Raw genomic sequence first — 16,887 nt, 5'->3', positions numbered from 1 at the left:
AGCCGCTTTCGTTTTATGATCTCAGCTAAACGAATTGACGGATCCCCCGCGCCCCATGCTCACAAACCTCTGGTATGTCGTTCTGCCCTCGTCGCAGTTGACTGAAGGACTGATGCCGGTGCAATTGCTCGGGCAACCGTTTGTGGCGTTCCGTGATGAGTCGGGCGTCGCGCATGTGCTTTCAGATGTGTGCGTGCATCGCGGTGGTTCGCTGTCGGCCGGCAGCAAGGTTGGCAACAGCGTGCAGTGTCCGTATCACGGCTGGCGGTTTGGTGCGGATGGCGTCTGCACGCACATACCTGCGCAGCCAGACCTGCGAATTCCGGCGAAGGCTCGCGTCGACGCCTATCCAACGCTGGAACGCTATGGCTGGATCTGGGCGTTTTTAGGTGATCTCCCTGAAGCGGAACGTCCGCCTCTACCAACGCTCGACTGGATCGACGATCCGGCCATTCGGGTGGTCAGTGGTCATTTCGATTGGCAGGCCAGTTGGGATCGGATTATCGAAAACGGCCTCGACTTCGCCCACGCTCCCTTTGTGCATGGTTCAACCTTCGGCGATCCCGATCATCCCGAGATTGAATCGTTCGATGTGGAAAGCGATGCGTGGAGCGGCAGCGCACAAATGCTCATGCGCAGGCCCGCGCGCAAAGGGCTGTTGAGGCGTAAATCTTCCACCGAGTTTGTCAGTGTGGTCACTGTTCCGGGTTTTCATTTGTCCGGGCCGTGTACAACGCTGGAGCTCGAATTACCCAATGGCTGGCGGATCTACATCGTCTCGGCGCACGTGCCGATTGATGCCAATCGCACGCGAACCTGGTGGATGATGGGCAGAACATTCCTGCGCTCGCGACTGTTGGATCGCCGGTTCATTGCCAGCAATATTCGTATCTTCGAACAGGATCATGCGGTGCTGAAAAACGTACGGCCCGAGCGCGTGCCTGACTCCTTTCAGCAAGAGGTCTCGTTGAAATCCGACGCGCTGCAAATCGCCTTTCGTAAAGACATGCAGGCACTGGAGCAGCGCGGCTGGCGCATTGATGAAGAACGCCTCGCGCGAACGTTCACGGGGCGTAAGGCCTGTGCGGTGCCGAGCCCCGAGCGTCGTCAGATCCGTGCCTGGGCGATTGAGCCGATCCCGCTGGTGGACGTTACCCACGAGCAGGAATAGCGGCTCCTGAAGGCATACATCTTGCTTTGCTAGCAATAAACATAACGATCACTAGCAAAGAGAGAGCCCGTCACCATGATCGCAACCTCCAGCCGTGCGGTGATCTGTACGCCTCATGCCGATGCCAGCGCCGCCGGCCTGCGGATTCTCGACGCGGGCGGCACGGCCATTGATGCCATGCTCGCCGCCAGTGCGATGCTTGCTGCGGTTTTTCCGCACATGACCGGTCTGGGTGGCGATGCCCTATGGATGATCCACGACAGTCAGGTGCGCACCATCGTGGGGATTGGTCAGGCCGGGCAACGTTTGCCCGAGCGCGGAATCATCACCGTGCGCGGCCCGGCGTCGGTCGCCAGCACGGCGGGCGCGATGGCCAGTTGGCAGACGGCGGCGAACATCAGTCGGCATGAATGGGGCTCGCGGCTCGGCTGGGCTGATCTGTTAAGTGACGCCGCGAGCGTGGCCGATGCCGGTGTGCAGGTGTCGCGCTCGCAGCTGTTCTGGCAAACCCTGCGCCAACCCCTGATCGAGCAATTGCCGGATCTGCATCGTCTGTGCAAACACGAAGGACACTGGTTACGCGAGGGCGATACGTTGCGCCAGCCCGAGTTGGCCAACACCCTGCGGCATCTGGCGAAACACGGCGTCGAGGATTTCTACCACGGCGAACTGGCCGAGGCGTTCGGAGCCGCGTTTGATCGCTTGGGCTGCGGTTTGACGGCGGCCGATCTGGCGGCAACTCGCGCACCCGAAGTCGCACCGATTTCGATACGTTATCGCGATGGTCAACTCTACAACGTCGCGCCACCAAGCCAGGGGTTGTACACGCTGCAAGCCATGGCCGCGCTGCAACACAAACCGCTGGCGGACGTCGGTAATGGCAGCGCGCTTTACTATCACTATCTCGTCGAAGCGATCAAACAGGGCCTGCTGCGCCGCAATGCGCAGTTGTGCGATCCGCTGAGCCAGCCGTGGGATTTTGCTGCCACTCTCGAAGATGCGCAGATTAAAGCTTACGCCGATGCCATCGACGATCAGCGCGCGGCGCCGTGGAACGAGCCGGGACGCCCGGCCGATACCATCTGGATGGCCGCGACTGATGCGCAGGGCCGTACGGCTTGCCTGATCCAGAGCCTGTTCCATGACTTCGGATCGGGCTGCATCCTCGGTGACACCGGCGTGTTGTGGCAAAACCGCGCGGCCGGATTTAACGCCAATCCCCAACACGTCAACGGCTGGGCACCGGGCAAGCGTCCGGCGCACACGCTCAATCCGTCCTGCTATCTGGCTGACGATGGCCGCCGCTGGTTCTTCGGCACGCAGGGTGGCGATGGTCAACCGCAAACGCAGATGGTGCTGGCGACGCAACTGATCGACTATCAACAACCGATTGATCAGGCGTTGCACGCGCCGCGCTTTCTGTTGGGCCGCAGCTTTTTCGACAGCACGGACAACCTCAAACTCGAAGGCGATATGGCTACGACCACGATTGAAGGCCTCGGCATGTTGGGCCATGAGGTGGAAATCATTCCAGTGCGCAGCCCCATGACCGGCCACGCCGGGATTATTGCAATTGACGCCGAGGGTCGGCGCAGCGCCATGCACGATCCAAGGGGGGAGGGCTCCGGGCTCGGTCAACCGGACTGATCCTTGCAGCGCACATTTGCCGGGCTCGGGCGGCTGGCGGATAATGCCGCCGATTGCCCGCCAGACACATTGTTGTGGATTGGCCTGCGGCGTTCTGAAAAACAGAGGAAAGGATGGGCTTGAGCACTGTCACCGTCAAACAGCTTGAGGTGCAACGGATCGTCGATGCGCTGTTCAAGGCTATCGCCCAGCATCGCCTGCCGCCCGGCACGCGATTGATCGAAGCGCATATCGTCGAAACCCTGCAAGCCAACCGCAATCATGTGCAGGTGGCGTTGCAGCGTCTGGCGATGCAAAAAGTGGTGACCATCGAAGCCAATCGGGGCGCCATGGTTGCCCAGCCGACGGCACGCGAAGCGCGGGATATTTTCAGCGCCCGGCGCGCCATCGAGCGCGCAATTGTCGAGGCGATCACGCCGCAAACCATGCGCACGCAGCGTCAGCGTATCGCCAACCATATGAACAACGAACGCAAAGCCACCAACGACACCGATCGCCGCGCCATCGTCCGCGAGCTGAGCGAATTTCACCTGCTGCTCGGCGAGATCAGTGGCAACACGGTGCTCAGCGATATCCTCGCCAACCTGATGGTGCGTAGCTCATTGATCGTCGCGCTGTATCAGCGTAATGACGTGCCGTCGTGTGCGTCCGACGAGCACCAGGAAATCATCACCGCGCTGGAAAATGGCGATAACGCCAAAGCCGTGGCGGTGATGATTGAGCATCTGGATGAATTGGAAGCGCAGTTGGCGCTGGAAGAAACTGCGCCCGCCGAGTTCAACCTCAAGCAGGCGCTGATTGATTAACGCGGTTTGATCAACGTTGCTACTGGGCGACTGAACGTCTGGCGCCCGCCCTTGAAGCCCATCAACGGCGCGCTTATTTCAGCGATCACTGTCGCTGGCGAGGACGCGTCGAACACGATGAAATCGGCGCGGCAGCCTGGTCGCAAACCGTAATCCTGCAATCGCAGCATCACCGCCGACTCGGTGGAGACCCACGCCAGGCATTGCAGCAGTTCCGCCACCGTGCCCATCTGACTGACGTTGGCGAACAGGTTGGCCTGACGGATCAACGACGCATCGCCATACGGCGTAAACGGGTTACCGATGTTGTTGGTCGAGACCGAGCAGGTCACGCCGCACGCATGCAAATGCGCGAGTGGCGCCAAGCCTCTGGGTTTGTTGTGGAACGCCTCGCGGCCGAGCAAAAACAGATCGGTGCTCGGCAGACAAGTCACCTGCACGCCTGCTTTGGCCAGATGCAGAGCCAGCACCGTCAGTGGCTCACGGGGCAGCGTCGACAACTTGGTCGCGTGCCCGACGGTGACGCGTCCGCCCCAGCCGTGCAGCTGCGTGCAGCGTGCGACTTCCATGACCGTCATGCCTTCGGTGTTCAGGTCGAAATCCAGGTGCAGATCGAGGTCGCAGTCGTAGCGCACCGCCAGTTCAAACAGACGCTGGATCTGCCCGTGCGGGTCGCTGTCCATGTACGGGCAGCCGCCGAGCACCGTCGCGCCGCTTTCCAGTGCCTGACACAACAGCGCCTCAGTCCCAGGATTATTCAGCAGACCCTCCTGGGGAAACACGCAGATTTCCAGACTGATGGCCCAGGCGTAATCAGCCTGCAAACGGCGAATCGCGTTGAACCCGGTCAGACCGATCTGCGGATCCAGCTCGACGTGGGTGCGCATGTGCGTCGTGCCTTGCACAATCGCCTTGTCCAGCACCTGCGCACCACGCTGATAAACATCGTCTTCAGTGAATTCGGCTTTCGCCGCGCGGGTTTGCGCGACGGCTTCAGCCAGGGTGCCTTCCTGCAAATGACAGCGCTGCATGATGCAGGCCTTGTCCAGATGGATATGGGTTTCGATCAGACCCGGCATCATCAATTGGCCGTGCAGATCAAGGGTTTGCCAGTGGCTGGCATTCGGGCTGAAGCCGTCGACGAAGTAACCGTTCTCAACGTAGAACTCGCTCACGCGGTGATCGCTTCCGAGCCGTGCATTGATGATTTTCAGGGCGTTCATGCGCTGGCCCCTTCACCCAGATAGGCGGCGGCCAGCGCTTTGTCGGCGCGCAGTTCTGCGGAGCCGGCGGCTTTGACGATGATGCCGGTTTCGAGAACATAAGCGCGATCCGCCACTTGCAGCGCGAGGTTGGCCATTTGATCCACGAGCAGGATGGTCACGCCTTCGTCGCGCAGCGCCGCCAGTGCATCGTACAACTCGCCGATCATCGCGGGCGACAAGCCCAGCGACGGTTCATCGAGCAAGAGGATTTTTGGCTTGGCCATCAGGCCGCGGCCCACGGCGACCATTTGTTGTTCGCCGCCGGAAAGTAGCCCGGCCGGGTTGTCGATGCGATCTCGCAGGCGCGGGAAGCGCTTGAGGATGGCCTCGATTTCAGCCTCGGCATCGAAGCTGTCGCGACGCGAATAGCCGCCGAGCAACAGGTTGTCGCGCACACTCAAATACGGGAAAACCTGACGGCCCTCCGGCACCAGGGCCAGACCTTTTGCGGCAATGGTGCTGGCGTTGGCCAGTTCGATGTTTTCGTTGTCCAGCAAAATACTGCCGCCGCTGGCGCGATGCAGGCCGGCCAGACACTGCAGGATGCTCGATTTGCCCGCGCCGTTCGCGCCGAGAATCGCCACCAGTTCGCCGGGATTGACCAGCAGATTGACCTTGTCGACCACGGCTGACGCGCCGTAATCGATGACCAGATCCTTGACGTACAAACGCGCATCGCGACTGCCATTCCACACCTGTTCGCGAGGTGTGGCTTGATACTCGGTACCGCCCAGATACGCGGCGATGACTTGCGGGTTTTGCCGGATTTCCGCCGGCGGCCCCGAGGCAATAGGTTTGCCGGCGTCGAGCACCAGCAAGTGCTCGGACACCGACATGACCAGCGCCATGTCGTGCTCGACCAGAATCACTGTCAGGCCAAAGTCCGCCAGTTTGCGCAGCAGTACCGCCAGATCATCGGTGTCGCGACGACTGAGGCCCGCGGCCGGTTCATCCAGCAACAACACCGCAGGCGCCGTCGCCAGCGCCCGGGCAATTTCCACCAGACGCCGATCCACATGCGGCAGATCTTCGGCGGAAATATTCACTTCGCCGCGATAGCCGACCAGTGCCAACAGATCCAGTGCCAGACTGCGCTGCTCGACTGTGGAAAGGCTGAACGGCAGGCCCATACGGCCCTGCTGCATCGCCACCAGAAGGTTGTCCAACACCGACATTTCACCGAACAGCAAGGTGGTCTGATACGTGCGGGCAATCCCGGCCCGAGCGCTTTTCCACGCCGGCAGACCGGCGAGCGGTTGTTGCAATTCAATCTGGCCAGAGTCCGGCACATAGAAGCCGCTGATCATATTGAGCACAGTGGTTTTGCCCGCGCCGTTAGGGCCGATGATGCTGGTGATGCTGCCGGCGGGGGCATGCAAACTGACGTGTTGCGCGGCCTGCACGCCGCCGAAACGAATGCCGATATCAGTTACCCGCAAGCCCGAGTTCACGCCACGACTGCGCAGATGCGCGGCGATACGATCCTCATTGAAGCGCGCGGGCGGCAGCAAACGCGTCGGTTTGATCCAGCGTCGGGCGAGGGCGCCCAGCAGGCCATTCGGTGCGATCCACAGCACCAACAGCAGCAGCGTGGAAAAAATCAGCAAGCGATATTCGGCAAAATCCGAGAGCAGTTCCGGCACCAGCACAATCAACAGCGCGCCAATCAGCGGCCCGAAGAGCATGCCGCTGCCGCCGACGATCACTGCCAGCACAAACAAAATCGACTGCGAAAACGGAAATGATTCCGGGTTGATGAACATCAGCAACGGCGCGAGCAAGCCACCCGCGAGTCCGGTCAACGCCGCCGACAAAGCAAAGGCGAGGGTTTTGCTGATGACCGGATTAAAGCCCAGCGAGCGCGCAGCAATTTCTGAAGCTTTCACCGCGCGCATGGCTTTGCCCCAGCGGCTGTGGCTGAGGCGCTGATAGAAGAGCAGGGCGCCAATCATCAATGCCGCAGCCAATAGCGCGAGGAAAATCGACGGATCAAGCCCGGCGAATTCCGGCATGGGGATGCCCATCAAACCGTTGGAACCGCCCGTGACGTCACGCCATTCGATCAGGCTGTGATGCACGACAAAAGCGAAGGCAATGGTGATCATCGCCAAGTACGGGCCGCTAACGCGAAGGGCAGGAATCGCCAGCAGCGCGCCAATTACCCCAGCCGCGACACCGGCGATCGGCAGGGCCAGCCACAACGGCCAACCCGCCAAGGTCAGCAGCGCCGACACATAGGCACCGATCGCGTAGAAGGCGATATGGCCAAAGGAAATCTGCCCGCTCAGGCCGATCAGAATATTCAGGCTCACGCCAACCACTGTCGCCAGCGCGCACAGGGTGAAAACCAGCAGGGAATAGCTGTCCAGCGTGAACGCCATGACCCCAGAAACGACCGCGAGGAGGGCGATCAGCAAGGAGGGAAGGTTCTTCATACTTTCACCAATGCCTGGCTGCCGAACAGACCGTTGGGACGAATCGCCAATGCGACAATCACCAGCGCAAACGTGAATATCTGGGTGAACGCCGAGCCGAAATACATGGTGATCAGCGCTTCCGTCAGACCAAACAGCAACCCCGCCGTGAACACGCCGCCAGCGCTGGTGATGCCGCCAAGAATCGCCACCGCAAAGGCTTTCAGGCCGAACAACATGCCCATTTCCGCGTTGACGCTGAACAGCGGCGCAATCAACAAACCGGCGACGGCGGCAAACACTGTCGAGATCGCAAAAGCGATGGCGACCACACGATTGACGTTGATGCCCATCAGCATCGCGGCACGAGGATTCTGCACGCAGGCTTCCAGCACTTTGCCCAGCCGGGTGTAACGCCGCACCAGATACAACGCCAGCGCAATCGCCGCCCCGGCCAGCGGAATCAGCAATTGCAGGGCACCGACGTTGCTGCCGAACATCTCGACATTCAGATCGGCCAGGCTGCTTTCGAACTGCCGAGGCTCCTTGCCGAAGGTGAACAACGCCAGGTTATCCACCAGAATCCCGCCGGCCACCGTCGCCATCAACCACGCCTGCGAGCCGCGACTGTGAAACGGCCGCACCAGCCAGCGCTCGATGGCCAAGCCATACAGCGCACAGAACATCAAAGTCAGCGGCAGCGCAAACCACAGCGACCAGCCCCAGTTGATGCAAAAGGTGTAGCCCAACACCGCGCCGACCATCATGGCGCTGCCCTGAGCAAAGTTGACGGTGCGCGAGACGACGTAGGTCAGGTGAAACCCTAACGCCAGCAACGCGTACATGCTGCCGAGGCCCAGCCCGGAGATGATGGCGGCGGTGTACATGGCTTACTCCTTAGGCGCGAGCGGGACGATTTGATCGTTGACGAAGTGCGTGAACAGATAATCGTCCGGCCCCAACGCGTCATGCTTGGTCGGGGTAAACGGTTGCTTGTAGTCCTTGATCAAACCGTCGTATTCGCTGATGGCGTAAAAGCCGTCGCGGATCGCTTTGCCGTCGGTGCTACCGGCTTTTTTGATCGCTTCAACGGCGAGATGCAGCCCGTCATAAGCATTGGCAATGCCCACCGCCGGGGTGACGTCAGCCAGGGTTTTGATCTGCGGGTAGGCGGTTTTCAATGCGGCCAACAAGGCATCGCCCTTGGCGCTGTTGTGCTCGGTGAACACGTAGGTCTGGATGAAATGCACGCGCCCGGCGTTCGGCCCCGCGAGTTCGCCGAAGCGGCCACCGGCCGGGCCCCAGTGCGAAACGACCGGCACGTCCCAGCCCATGCGATCCAGAGATTTCACGACTTGCGCGGAAGGGCTGACATTACCGACGAGGAGGAGGGTGTCGGCACCGGCGTTTTTCAAGCGAGTGAGTTGCGGAACGACGTCGAGATCGCTGTCCTGAATCCGCTCGACACCGGCGTTGGCCATGCCGCGTTTCTCCAGCGCACGTTTGAAGCCCGCCTCGTTGGACTCGCCCCACGGATTGTTGATGAGGATCATCCCCGGCTTCTTCATGCCGTGGTCGACGCCATATTTCACCAGCGCCTCATCCACCAGCTCATCGACGGCAGAAACACGGAACACATAGTTATCGGCCGCGCCGTTTTCGGTGATTTTCGTACCCGCCGCCCAGATGCCCATGAACGGCACTTTCATCTGATTGACCAGCGGCACGATGGCCAGCGAAACCGGTGTATCAAGACCACCAAACAGTACGGCGACTTTCTCGCGCTGCACCAGTTCGCGCGCGGCGAGAATGCCCTTCGACGGATTGCTTTCATCGTCGCGACGCACCAATTCCAGAGGACGACCGAGCACGCCGCCACTGGCGTTGACCTCATTGATCGCCATGGTCAAACCCCGCGTCAGGGCTTCACCGGATTTGGCCGACTGCCCGGAAAGGGCCGCGACCAGACCAACCTTGATCGGCGGCTCGGCCGCTTGCGCGCCACCGAACATTGCCATATTGAGCGTGACTGCCGCAGCCACGGGAAACAGCAGACGTTGCAGGTTTTGAAACCGAGTTGCCATGGGTGATTCTCCTGATTGCTAGCAGTTACTGATTTATTGCTAGCAAGGAGGGTGCCACTCGGATTTGCCGTGAAAACTACAGTGTTTACGGGGTGCTCACGGAGTGATTGCGCTCCAAATGAAGGCGAATTGCACCATGGCGAGGCGCCGGGCCATTTGGCTATTTGATTTTTCCGCCCTGTCTGCCGGGTCGAGGCGCCTTCGCCAAGACCAATGCAACGAAATCCACCTCCGGGCCTCATACATAAATGAATCGGGCGGTGTCGCTGTGCTGGATGCAAGGCCCGATCGCAGGCTCACTCCAACGAGAGGCAATGGTTTTCATGACGACGGCTGAACAGAACCAAGTGGCGTGGTTGGTCGAACAATCCATGCTGCATGCCGCAAGGCAGCGGGCCAAACTCTATTCGGGACAGGGCCGCTTGTGGCAGCAGCCCTACGCCCATACCCGGCCTCGGGACGCTTCGGCTTTGGCCTCGGTCTGGTTTACCGCGTATCCCGCTTCCATTGTTACCCGTGAAAACGGCACCGTGCTGGAGGCCTTGGGCGATGAAGGTTTGTGGCACCTGCTCTCGAAAATCGGCATTCAGGGCATCCATAACGGGCCGCTGAAAAAGTCTGGGGGCCTGCGAGGCACTGAACATACGCCGACCATCGACGGCAATTTCGACCGCATCAGTTTCGACATCGACCCGCAACTCGGCACCGAGGCGCAGCTGCAGGCGCTGACCCGCATGGCCGCTGCGCACAACGCTGTCGTGATTGATGATGTGATCCCGTCACACACCGGCAAGGGCGCGGATTTTCGACTGGCCGAGATGGCCTATGAAGATTATCCGGGCCTCTATCACATGGTTGAAATCCGCGAGGAGGACTGGCCGCTGCTGCCTGATGTGGCAGAGGGGCGTGACGCGCAAAACCTCAGCCCGCAGCAGGTTGATGCGCTGCGCGACAAGCATTACATCGTTGGCCAGTTGCAACGGGTGATCTTCTTCGAGCCGGGGGTCAAGGAAACCGACTGGAGCGCGACGTCGATCGTCATGGGTGTCGATGGTAAGCCGCGTCGCTGGGTGTACTTGCATTATTTCAAGGAAGGCCAGCCGTCGTTGAACTGGCTGGATCCGACCTTTGCCGCGCAGCAGATGATCATCGGCGATGCGTTGCACGCCATTGACGTGATGGGCGCGAAAATCCTCCGTCTCGATGCCAACGGTTTTCTCGGTGTGGAGCGCAAGCTCGACGGCACTGCGTGGTCGGAAAGCCATCCGCTGTCGATCACCGGCAACCAATTGCTGGGCGGGGCGATTCGCAAGGCCGGCGGCTTCAGCTTTCAGGAATTGAACCTGACGGTTGACGACATCGCTGCCATGTCCCACGGCGGCGCCGATCTCTCCTACGACTTCATCACCCGGCCGGCTTACCAGCACGCGTTGCTGATGGGCGATACCGAATTCCTGCGGCTGATGCTGCGCCAGATGCACACGCTCGGCATCGACCCGGGCTCGCTGATCCATGCCTTGCAGAACCATGACGAACTGACGCTGGAACTGGTGCATTTCTGGACGTTGCACGCCCACGACACTTATCTGTTCCAGGGCCAGACATTCCCCGGCAACATCTTGCGCGAACACATCCGTGAGCAGATGTACGAGCGCTTGACCGGCGAACACGCACCCTACAATCTCAAGTTCGTGACCAACGGCGTGTCCTGCACCACCGCCAGTATCATCACCGCCGCCCTTGGCATTCGCGACCTCGATGCCATTACCCCTGCGGATATTCAGCAGATCAAACAGATCCATTTGCTGCTGGTGATGTACAACGCGATGCAACCCGGGGTGTTCGCGTTGTCGGGGTGGGATCTTGTCGGTGCACTGCCTTTGCCGGCAGAGCAGGTCCAGCATCTGATGGGCGATGGCGATACCCGCTGGATTCATCGTGGTGCCTACGATCTGGTGGATCTGAACCCGGAGGCGTCGCTGTCAGCGGGCCTCATGCCCCGTTCGAAATCCTTGTACGGCAGCCTGCCTGCGCAAATGCAGGATCCGGATTCGTTCGCCTCGCAACTGCAGCGAATTCTCTCGGCGCGCCGGGCCTACGATATTGCCGCCAGTCGGCAGATTCTGGTTCCGGACGTTGAACACCCGGGGTTGCTGATCATGGTTCACGAACTGCCTGCGGGCAAAGGCACGCAGATCACCGCCCTGAACTTCGGCGCGACACCGATTACTGAAACCCTGCATTTGCCCAACATTGCGCCGGGGCCGGTGGTCGACATCATCAACGAGCGGGTCGAAGGTGACCTTACGCCCGAGGGTGAATTCACCATTGTTCTCGATGCCTATGAAGGCCTCGCGCTGCGGGTAGTCAGCAGTTCGCCGATGATCTAGGGCTTTGCCGCTAGCGGGTGTTGTCGGGTGTTCGGCAACACCCACCGGCTATCGGGCCTTGACCGTCCACAGCTGATTGACCTTGGTCGTGTAGCTTTGGCTCATCAGGTCTCGACGCATCCCCCAATCAGGCGCGGCGGGCACACTGGCCACCCGAAGAACGCCCTTGCCCCAGCGGCCATTGATCTCATCGAGAACGCTCATGACCTTGTCAGCCATCGCCGGTTGCGAATGGGCGAACAGGTCATCCGTGAAATCACCCGGCTGCCGCAAATCCATCAGTAGCACTTCGGCCTTGCTGTATCTGAAGCCCGGGCGAAACAGCCGATTGACCGCTTCGGTGGCTGCTTTCGTCATCAGGCGCACATCGTTGGTCGGGTAGGGCAACTCCACCAGCGCGCCGTTCGCATATTTCGCCTCTTCCGGATTGAACATGCCGGTGCGAATGCTCACGCGCATCTTCTTGCACAGCGAGTTCTGCGCGCGGAGTTTTTCGGCCGCACGCTGGGTGTAGGTAGCAACAGCTTCCTTGATCGGCTCGATCTGCGTGAGTCGCGTGCCGAACATTCGGCTGCAGCAGATTTCCTGCTTCGGCGGGTCAGCTTCTCCCAGTTCGAGGCATGACGTGCCGGCGAGCTCGCGCGCAGTCTTTTCGATCACCACGCTGAATTTCTGCCGAAGCATCCACGGGTCGGCCTTCGCCAAGTCCATGGCAGTGTTGATGCCCATGACTTCCAGATGAGCTTTCATGCGCCTGCCGATGCCCCAGACCTCGCCGACATTGGTATTGCGCAGCGTCCAGTCGCGTTTGAACGGATCGCAGAGATCGACCACGCCGCCGGTGATGTCCAGCAGCCTTTTGGCGGTATGGTTGGCGAGCTTGGCCAAGGTTTTGGTGCGGGCAATGCCCACACCGACAGGAATGCCCGTGCGTTTGAGCAGTGCAGAGCGCATCTGCCGACCAAACGCGGACAAGTCACCGGCAATGCCCGTCAGATCGGCAAACGCCTCGTCAATGCTGTAGACCTCAAGCGCAGGCACCAGCGATTCGATGATGGTCATGACGCGCTCGCTCATGTCGCCATACAACGCGTAATTACTGCTGAACGCGACGATGCCGTTACGGCGCAGATGATCCTTGATCTGGAAGTACGGCTGGCCCATTTTCACAAACGGTTTGGCGTCGTAGCTGCGCGCAATCACACAGCCATCGTTGTTGGACAGCACCACGATGGGTGTCCTCGCCAGGTCGGGCCGGAAAACCCGCTCGCAACTCGCGTAAAACGAATTGCAGTCAATCAGAGCGAAGACAGGTTCAGGTGTTGTCATGATCGCGCACGCTGTATTTCACCACACCCCAGATCACCAGCTCATCGCCTTCCATGACATGTCTTGCCGGGTATTTCGGGTTCTCCGATAAAAGCATCACGGCGCTCTCGCGCAGCAGCAGACGCTTGCAGAAGGGTTCGGAGTTCAGCGCAGCGATGACGATATCGCCACTGACCGCATCAATACTTCGATCAACGACCACCAGATCCCCTGAATAGATGCCGGCGCCCTGCATGCTGTCGCCGTCAATTCTCACCAGGTACACGTGCGGCGCGCGGATATCGAACAGCTCATCGAGGGAAATGTGCTTCTCGATGTGATCAGCCGCCGGGGAGGGGAAGCCCGCCGGCACCCGGGATGAGTAGAGAGGCAGCTTCGTGCCGCCGGTCGCGAGTGGGCCGAGGAGGGTGATGCTCATGATGCAAGCCTTATCAGGTTAACTGTACATGCATACAGTTAACGATTTGCTTGGCTTTTGGTCAATCTCAGGGCAAGGCAATTCGACGGGTGACCGTATTGGCGGGCTAATCAGTTCCTTTGCAGAGCGTTTCATACCATTGCGCGTAAGGCGTATTAGAAACTTGATGCCTGTTTAGATCAGGACTGCCATCGTCCCACCACACCGGGCCTCGTTCTCCGAGTGCAACTTTTGCAGCATGGACGCGTGCTCTTACTGCTTTCAATTGCTGCGGATCACTGGCGGCTTTTGCAACTTTTACGTCCCGTCGGGCGGCCATGAGTTCGTTTATAAGTTGCTGTCGCAGATCTTCTTGCAGCGAGGGATTGGTGCATCGCCATAGCTGCCCTTTGACAACAAAGTAGCGACCGTCAGGCGTCACTGGGTGCATTGCTCATCTCCGATCGTCCAAAGAATGCTCGATGGACGATTGTCGAAGTATCGGGAACAGGAGGGCGGATCGTAGTTAATTCCTGAGGATCTACTGACTGGAAACGCCCGGCACGTCCATGTTGATCTTGCGCCAGCACGCTTCAGAAAAACTGTAGACCGAAAAGGCAATCAGCCCCAAGGCCATCACCATCAAAATCAGCCATCCTGCGGGCAGATTTTGCAGCGCGTCCAAGGCCTCTTTCATACCGGGAGGATCCATCGCCTGATAAGCGGAACCGCTGACGGCCAGCAGCAATGCGATCTCTATAAACACCACGCCACGGGCGATCAGACCAAATCGGGACACCGGGCGGACATAGCGCATGACGTCTTCGTCGGCCTCGAAATACTTTTCAAACGAGGCCTTCCAGCCCTTGATGATGTGAGCAATGCCAACGCCTAACGGAATAAGCGCAATCAGGTAAACCAATAAATTCGAGTATTCCCACGACAACAGATGCGCCAGCCAGTCTTTGGTTTGCCCTCCGGAACTGCCCGAACTTTTGATCCCGCTCACAAGCAGGCTCAAGGCAAACAATGCGAGCGCGCCATTGACCAGACCGCCCGCCAAAAGACCTGCGCGAATCACCAAACCCTTGAGTTGGGTGCCGTGGTGATCAACATCACGCGTGGCTTGCAGTACACGCCAGGCTGCGAACGCGAGCAGACCTGCGACCACAATTCCTACTAAAAAATAGCCGAATGGCTGAGCCAACAATGCTTCGAGACTTTTGTGACTGTCTTTGGGTTTGGTTGAGTCATGGGCGGCGAGTAACGCGAAGATACCGATGATCAAATAGAGCACGCCTCGAGCGGCGTATCCACCTCGAGCGAGTATCACAAGACTGCGGTGCGCGGACATCGGATCAATTCCTGAGAGTAATAAGGAACAGACCGTTGCGGTTCGGAGGGGTTCTACTGCGATTTACTGGGTGGGGAATCCAGGTTTAGAGGCGCTAGTTGCCCAGAGAGGCGGAGCACTAAGGCTCCGCACAGACACTTCAGACTTTATTAGCGTTGAGCTTGCGCAGCTCTTCGTAAGTCGCCGACTGGACGAACCAGAAACCGGAAACGATGCACCAAACCAACGTGCCGGCCACGAAAATCCCCAGCGCTGGCAAAAAACCGGCGGTGAACAGGGACACGATAGCGACCAGCCAGATAACGGCCAGGGAAACGTAGAGGACGAGGTTGTTGACGCTGATGACGAAGTCTTTCACAGGGCGTGTTCCTTACGGGAAGTGATAAAGCCCCCAATCCGGGGGGGGGGGTGCGCATGCTATCACCAGCCGTCATGACTTTGAACAACAAGGCCCGTTGAAAGAGCGTGATTATCTGAAACGAATTTATCGAAGCCGTGATGCAGAGAGCTTGTGATGACTGATTAAAAAAGACAGGGCATAAAATTTCATAAAATCAATGTGTTAACTACGTGCGCGTGTAAACTTTAGACAAAGTTTGCCCAGATGCTACTCATGGTCTACTTTTTAAACTCAACATCACTGGCGCCCTGCGCGCTTACTTAACTGGAATTATGTCATGTCAAGTGATCTTAAATCCGGCGAACTCGTGGTGGCCAAGGGCAGGCTTGCTACGGTCCAGCAAGTATTTAGCGATAAGAATATAAGAGTGGTCATAGTTTCTACCGATTCAGCAATGATCGTGTCGAGGCGTGATATAGAGCGAATTGAAAAAAAATCGAAGCTAAAGAGGTAAGTCGCGATGCTTATGATTACACCCCCGAGCAACTAGAAGTTTTTGCAGAGCGTTACAATGTAGTAAGGCAGTGGCGCTGCGGAGAAATAACTGTCGAAGAAGCAAGTGTCACGTTAGATTTGTCGAAAAGCTATTTGTTTAGATTAGCTAAACTCTACGATGAGGAAGTCGGACCATTATGTATGGCGCTCAGCCGACGAGGTAGGAGGGCCGGAGTGACACTGCTAAGCGAAGAAGTTGAAGTGATTATCGCAGATGCCGCTAAAAAGTACGAATCTAAAGCTGCTAGCTATAGCAAAGTATGGGTCGAGGTGGACGTCACATGTAAGGAAAAAGGCCTTGCTTCCCCTTGCAAAGACACTGTACTGCGACGTGTAAAATCTCTCCTATCACAGAGAGCGCGCATGAGAATAAAGCATGGAAAAGATGCTGAAGCGCAGTTTTTTTCGGCTCGGCCTGGGAAAAAGGAAGTGACCCGCCCGCTCCAGTGGGTTCAGATGGATCATACGCTTGTAGATGTAATGCTCCTATCCGACGATCGAAAAAATATCATTGGTCGCCCTTGGTGGACAGTTGCAATTGATATAAAGACGAGAGTGATTCTTGGTTACTATGTTAGTTTGCACGTACCTTCCACGGTATCTGTCGCATGCACTTTGAGTCTTAGTATTTTACCCAAAACGGAATTTGCTAAAAACTTGGGGCTCGCTCCCATGGACTATTATTTTTATGGAAAGCCAGAGGTATTGCATATGGATAATGCCTCAGAGTTTACTTCGCCAAAATTTCAAGCGGGTTGTTCATCATTTGGGATCGACCCCGAATATAGGCCAATAGGGCGCAAGCATTATGGCGGCCACGTTGAGCGTCTGATAGGAACCTTCATGACAACGAAGGTTCACTTTCTAAAAGGCGCGATGCTGCGTCACGGCACTGATTACCAACCGAATCAGGCAGCGGCCTGATCTATTTACCCGACGTGTTCTACGAGAGAAACAACTCTTAACCACGATTGCGAAGCAACCTGAACGATGGCAAACCGGTCGAACCGGCGTCGGCAAAACCCTTGAATGTCCAAGTGCGAAAAGCACGAAAAAGCGATCGGGAGCCGACGCGCGAATAGCCCATCATGGCCCTGCATCGAAACGATGCCGTATTTAGAGGCCGAATATACGT

Annotated in this window: 14 protein-coding genes; 5 read left to right on the top strand and 9 right to left on the bottom strand. The window is 58.4% G+C overall.

Annotated features, from left to right (window positions below; genetic code table 11):
• Positions 1-55 precede the first annotated feature (55 nt).
• From GVL50_RS03470 to GVL50_RS03460, 3 genes are all read left to right on the top strand, one after another.
• A complete protein-coding gene (locus GVL50_RS03470; RefSeq protein WP_159811760.1) occupies positions 56-1,171 on the top strand; it encodes an aromatic ring-hydroxylating dioxygenase subunit alpha in 1,116 nt (371 codons plus the stop codon).
• Between the two features lie 75 nt (positions 1,172-1,246).
• On the top strand, positions 1,247-2,818 hold the full coding sequence (locus tag GVL50_RS03465; protein ID WP_159811759.1) for a gamma-glutamyltransferase family protein: 1,572 nt from the start codon (positions 1,247-1,249) through the stop codon (positions 2,816-2,818).
• Positions 2,819-2,931: 113 nt separating this feature from the next.
• Positions 2,932-3,624: a GntR family transcriptional regulator gene (locus GVL50_RS03460; protein ID WP_159811758.1), complete on the top strand. Its 693-nt coding sequence runs from the start codon at positions 2,932-2,934 to the stop codon at positions 3,622-3,624.
• On the opposite strand, the gene GVL50_RS03455 is transcribed toward GVL50_RS03460, so the two are convergent.
• The 4 genes from GVL50_RS03455 to GVL50_RS03440 are packed head-to-tail and all read right to left on the bottom strand — an operon-like array spanning position 3,621 to position 9,387.
• Positions 3,621-4,847 (bottom strand): amidohydrolase family protein, encoded by a 1,227-nt coding sequence (locus GVL50_RS03455; RefSeq protein ID WP_159811757.1) that lies wholly within the window; start codon positions 4,845-4,847, stop codon positions 3,621-3,623. The two genes, GVL50_RS03460 and GVL50_RS03455, sit on opposite strands and share 4 nt — an antisense overlap.
• Positions 4,844-7,324, bottom strand: a complete 2,481-nt coding sequence (locus tag GVL50_RS03450; protein WP_159811756.1) for a branched-chain amino acid ABC transporter ATP-binding protein/permease — start codon at positions 7,322-7,324, stop codon at positions 4,844-4,846. The genes GVL50_RS03455 and GVL50_RS03450 overlap by 4 nt, the downstream gene beginning before the upstream one ends.
• A complete protein-coding gene (locus tag GVL50_RS03445; protein ID WP_159811755.1) occupies positions 7,321-8,190 on the bottom strand; it encodes a branched-chain amino acid ABC transporter permease in 870 nt (289 codons plus the stop codon). Before GVL50_RS03445 ends, GVL50_RS03450 begins: the two co-directional genes overlap by 4 nt.
• A 3-nt stretch (positions 8,191-8,193) precedes the next feature.
• Positions 8,194-9,387 (bottom strand): ABC transporter substrate-binding protein, encoded by a 1,194-nt coding sequence (locus GVL50_RS03440; protein WP_159811754.1) that lies wholly within the window; start codon positions 9,385-9,387, stop codon positions 8,194-8,196.
• Between the two features lie 323 nt (positions 9,388-9,710).
• Here GVL50_RS03440 and treS point away from each other — a divergent pair, with 323 nt between their 5' ends.
• Positions 9,711-11,777, top strand: a complete 2,067-nt coding sequence (treS, locus tag GVL50_RS03435) for a maltose alpha-D-glucosyltransferase (RefSeq protein WP_159811838.1) — start codon at positions 9,711-9,713, stop codon at positions 11,775-11,777.
• 48 nt (positions 11,778-11,825) lie between these two features.
• Here treS and umuC read toward each other — a convergent pair whose 3' ends face one another.
• The 5 genes from umuC to GVL50_RS03410 all read right to left on the bottom strand — a co-directional run bounded on the left by umuC (position 11,826) and on the right by GVL50_RS03410 (position 15,215).
• Positions 11,826-13,106, bottom strand: a complete 1,281-nt coding sequence (gene umuC / locus GVL50_RS03430; RefSeq protein WP_159811753.1) for a translesion error-prone DNA polymerase V subunit UmuC — start codon at positions 13,104-13,106, stop codon at positions 11,826-11,828.
• Positions 13,093-13,524 carry a LexA family transcriptional regulator gene (locus GVL50_RS03425; RefSeq protein WP_159811752.1) on the bottom strand — a complete coding sequence of 144 codons (432 nt, stop codon included), beginning with the start codon at positions 13,522-13,524 and terminating at the stop codon, positions 13,093-13,095. The genes umuC and GVL50_RS03425 overlap by 14 nt, the downstream gene beginning before the upstream one ends.
• A gap of 106 nt (positions 13,525-13,630) precedes the next feature.
• Positions 13,631-13,954, bottom strand: coding sequence for a hypothetical protein (locus GVL50_RS03420; RefSeq protein ID WP_159811751.1), 324 nt, complete (start codon positions 13,952-13,954; stop codon positions 13,631-13,633).
• Positions 13,955-14,044: 90 nt separating this feature from the next.
• The gene (locus GVL50_RS03415) at positions 14,045-14,857 is read right to left on the bottom strand and encodes a DUF1206 domain-containing protein (protein WP_159811750.1); all 813 of its coding nucleotides are present in this window, start codon (positions 14,855-14,857) and stop codon (positions 14,045-14,047) included.
• Between the two features lie 139 nt (positions 14,858-14,996).
• Complete coding sequence (locus GVL50_RS03410; protein ID WP_053120216.1) at positions 14,997-15,215, bottom strand: hypothetical protein; 219 nt, start codon at positions 15,213-15,215, stop codon at positions 14,997-14,999.
• A gap of 711 nt (positions 15,216-15,926) precedes the next feature.
• Here GVL50_RS03410 and GVL50_RS03405 point away from each other — a divergent pair.
• Complete coding sequence (locus GVL50_RS03405; RefSeq protein WP_256671817.1) at positions 15,927-16,676, top strand: transposase family protein; 750 nt, start codon at positions 15,927-15,929, stop codon at positions 16,674-16,676.
• Positions 16,677-16,887 lie beyond the last annotated feature (211 nt).

The organism is Pseudomonas sp. 18058 (assembly GCF_902706155.1).
Taxonomy (GTDB): Bacteria; Pseudomonadota; Gammaproteobacteria; order Pseudomonadales; family Pseudomonadaceae; genus Aquipseudomonas; species Aquipseudomonas rustica.
Note: the sequence above shows the minus strand (reverse complement) of the source record. Positions and strands in the feature narration are given on the sequence as shown.

Coding starts and splice junctions, on each gene's coding strand:
- GVL50_RS03470 (WP_159811760.1), top strand. CDS start 56: ATGCTCACAAACCTCTGGTATGTCGTTCTGCCCTCGTCGCAGTTGACT.
- GVL50_RS03465 (WP_159811759.1), top strand. CDS start 1,247: ATGATCGCAACCTCCAGCCGTGCGGTGATCTGTACGCCTCATGCCGAT.
- GVL50_RS03460 (WP_159811758.1), top strand. CDS start 2,932: ATGGGCTTGAGCACTGTCACCGTCAAACAGCTTGAGGTGCAACGGATC.
- GVL50_RS03455 (WP_159811757.1), bottom strand. CDS start 4,847: ATGAACGCCCTGAAAATCATCAATGCACGGCTCGGAAGCGATCACCGC.
- GVL50_RS03450 (WP_159811756.1), bottom strand. CDS start 7,324: ATGAAGAACCTTCCCTCCTTGCTGATCGCCCTCCTCGCGGTCGTTTCT.
- GVL50_RS03445 (WP_159811755.1), bottom strand. CDS start 8,190: ATGTACACCGCCGCCATCATCTCCGGGCTGGGCCTCGGCAGCATGTAC.
- GVL50_RS03440 (WP_159811754.1), bottom strand. CDS start 9,387: ATGGCAACTCGGTTTCAAAACCTGCAACGTCTGCTGTTTCCCGTGGCT.
- treS (WP_159811838.1), top strand. CDS start 9,711: ATGACGACGGCTGAACAGAACCAAGTGGCGTGGTTGGTCGAACAATCC.
- umuC (WP_159811753.1), bottom strand. CDS start 13,106: ATGACAACACCTGAACCTGTCTTCGCTCTGATTGACTGCAATTCGTTT.
- GVL50_RS03425 (WP_159811752.1), bottom strand. CDS start 13,524: ATGAGCATCACCCTCCTCGGCCCACTCGCGACCGGCGGCACGAAGCTG.
- GVL50_RS03420 (WP_159811751.1), bottom strand. CDS start 13,954: ATGCACCCAGTGACGCCTGACGGTCGCTACTTTGTTGTCAAAGGGCAG.
- GVL50_RS03415 (WP_159811750.1), bottom strand. CDS start 14,857: ATGTCCGCGCACCGCAGTCTTGTGATACTCGCTCGAGGTGGATACGCC.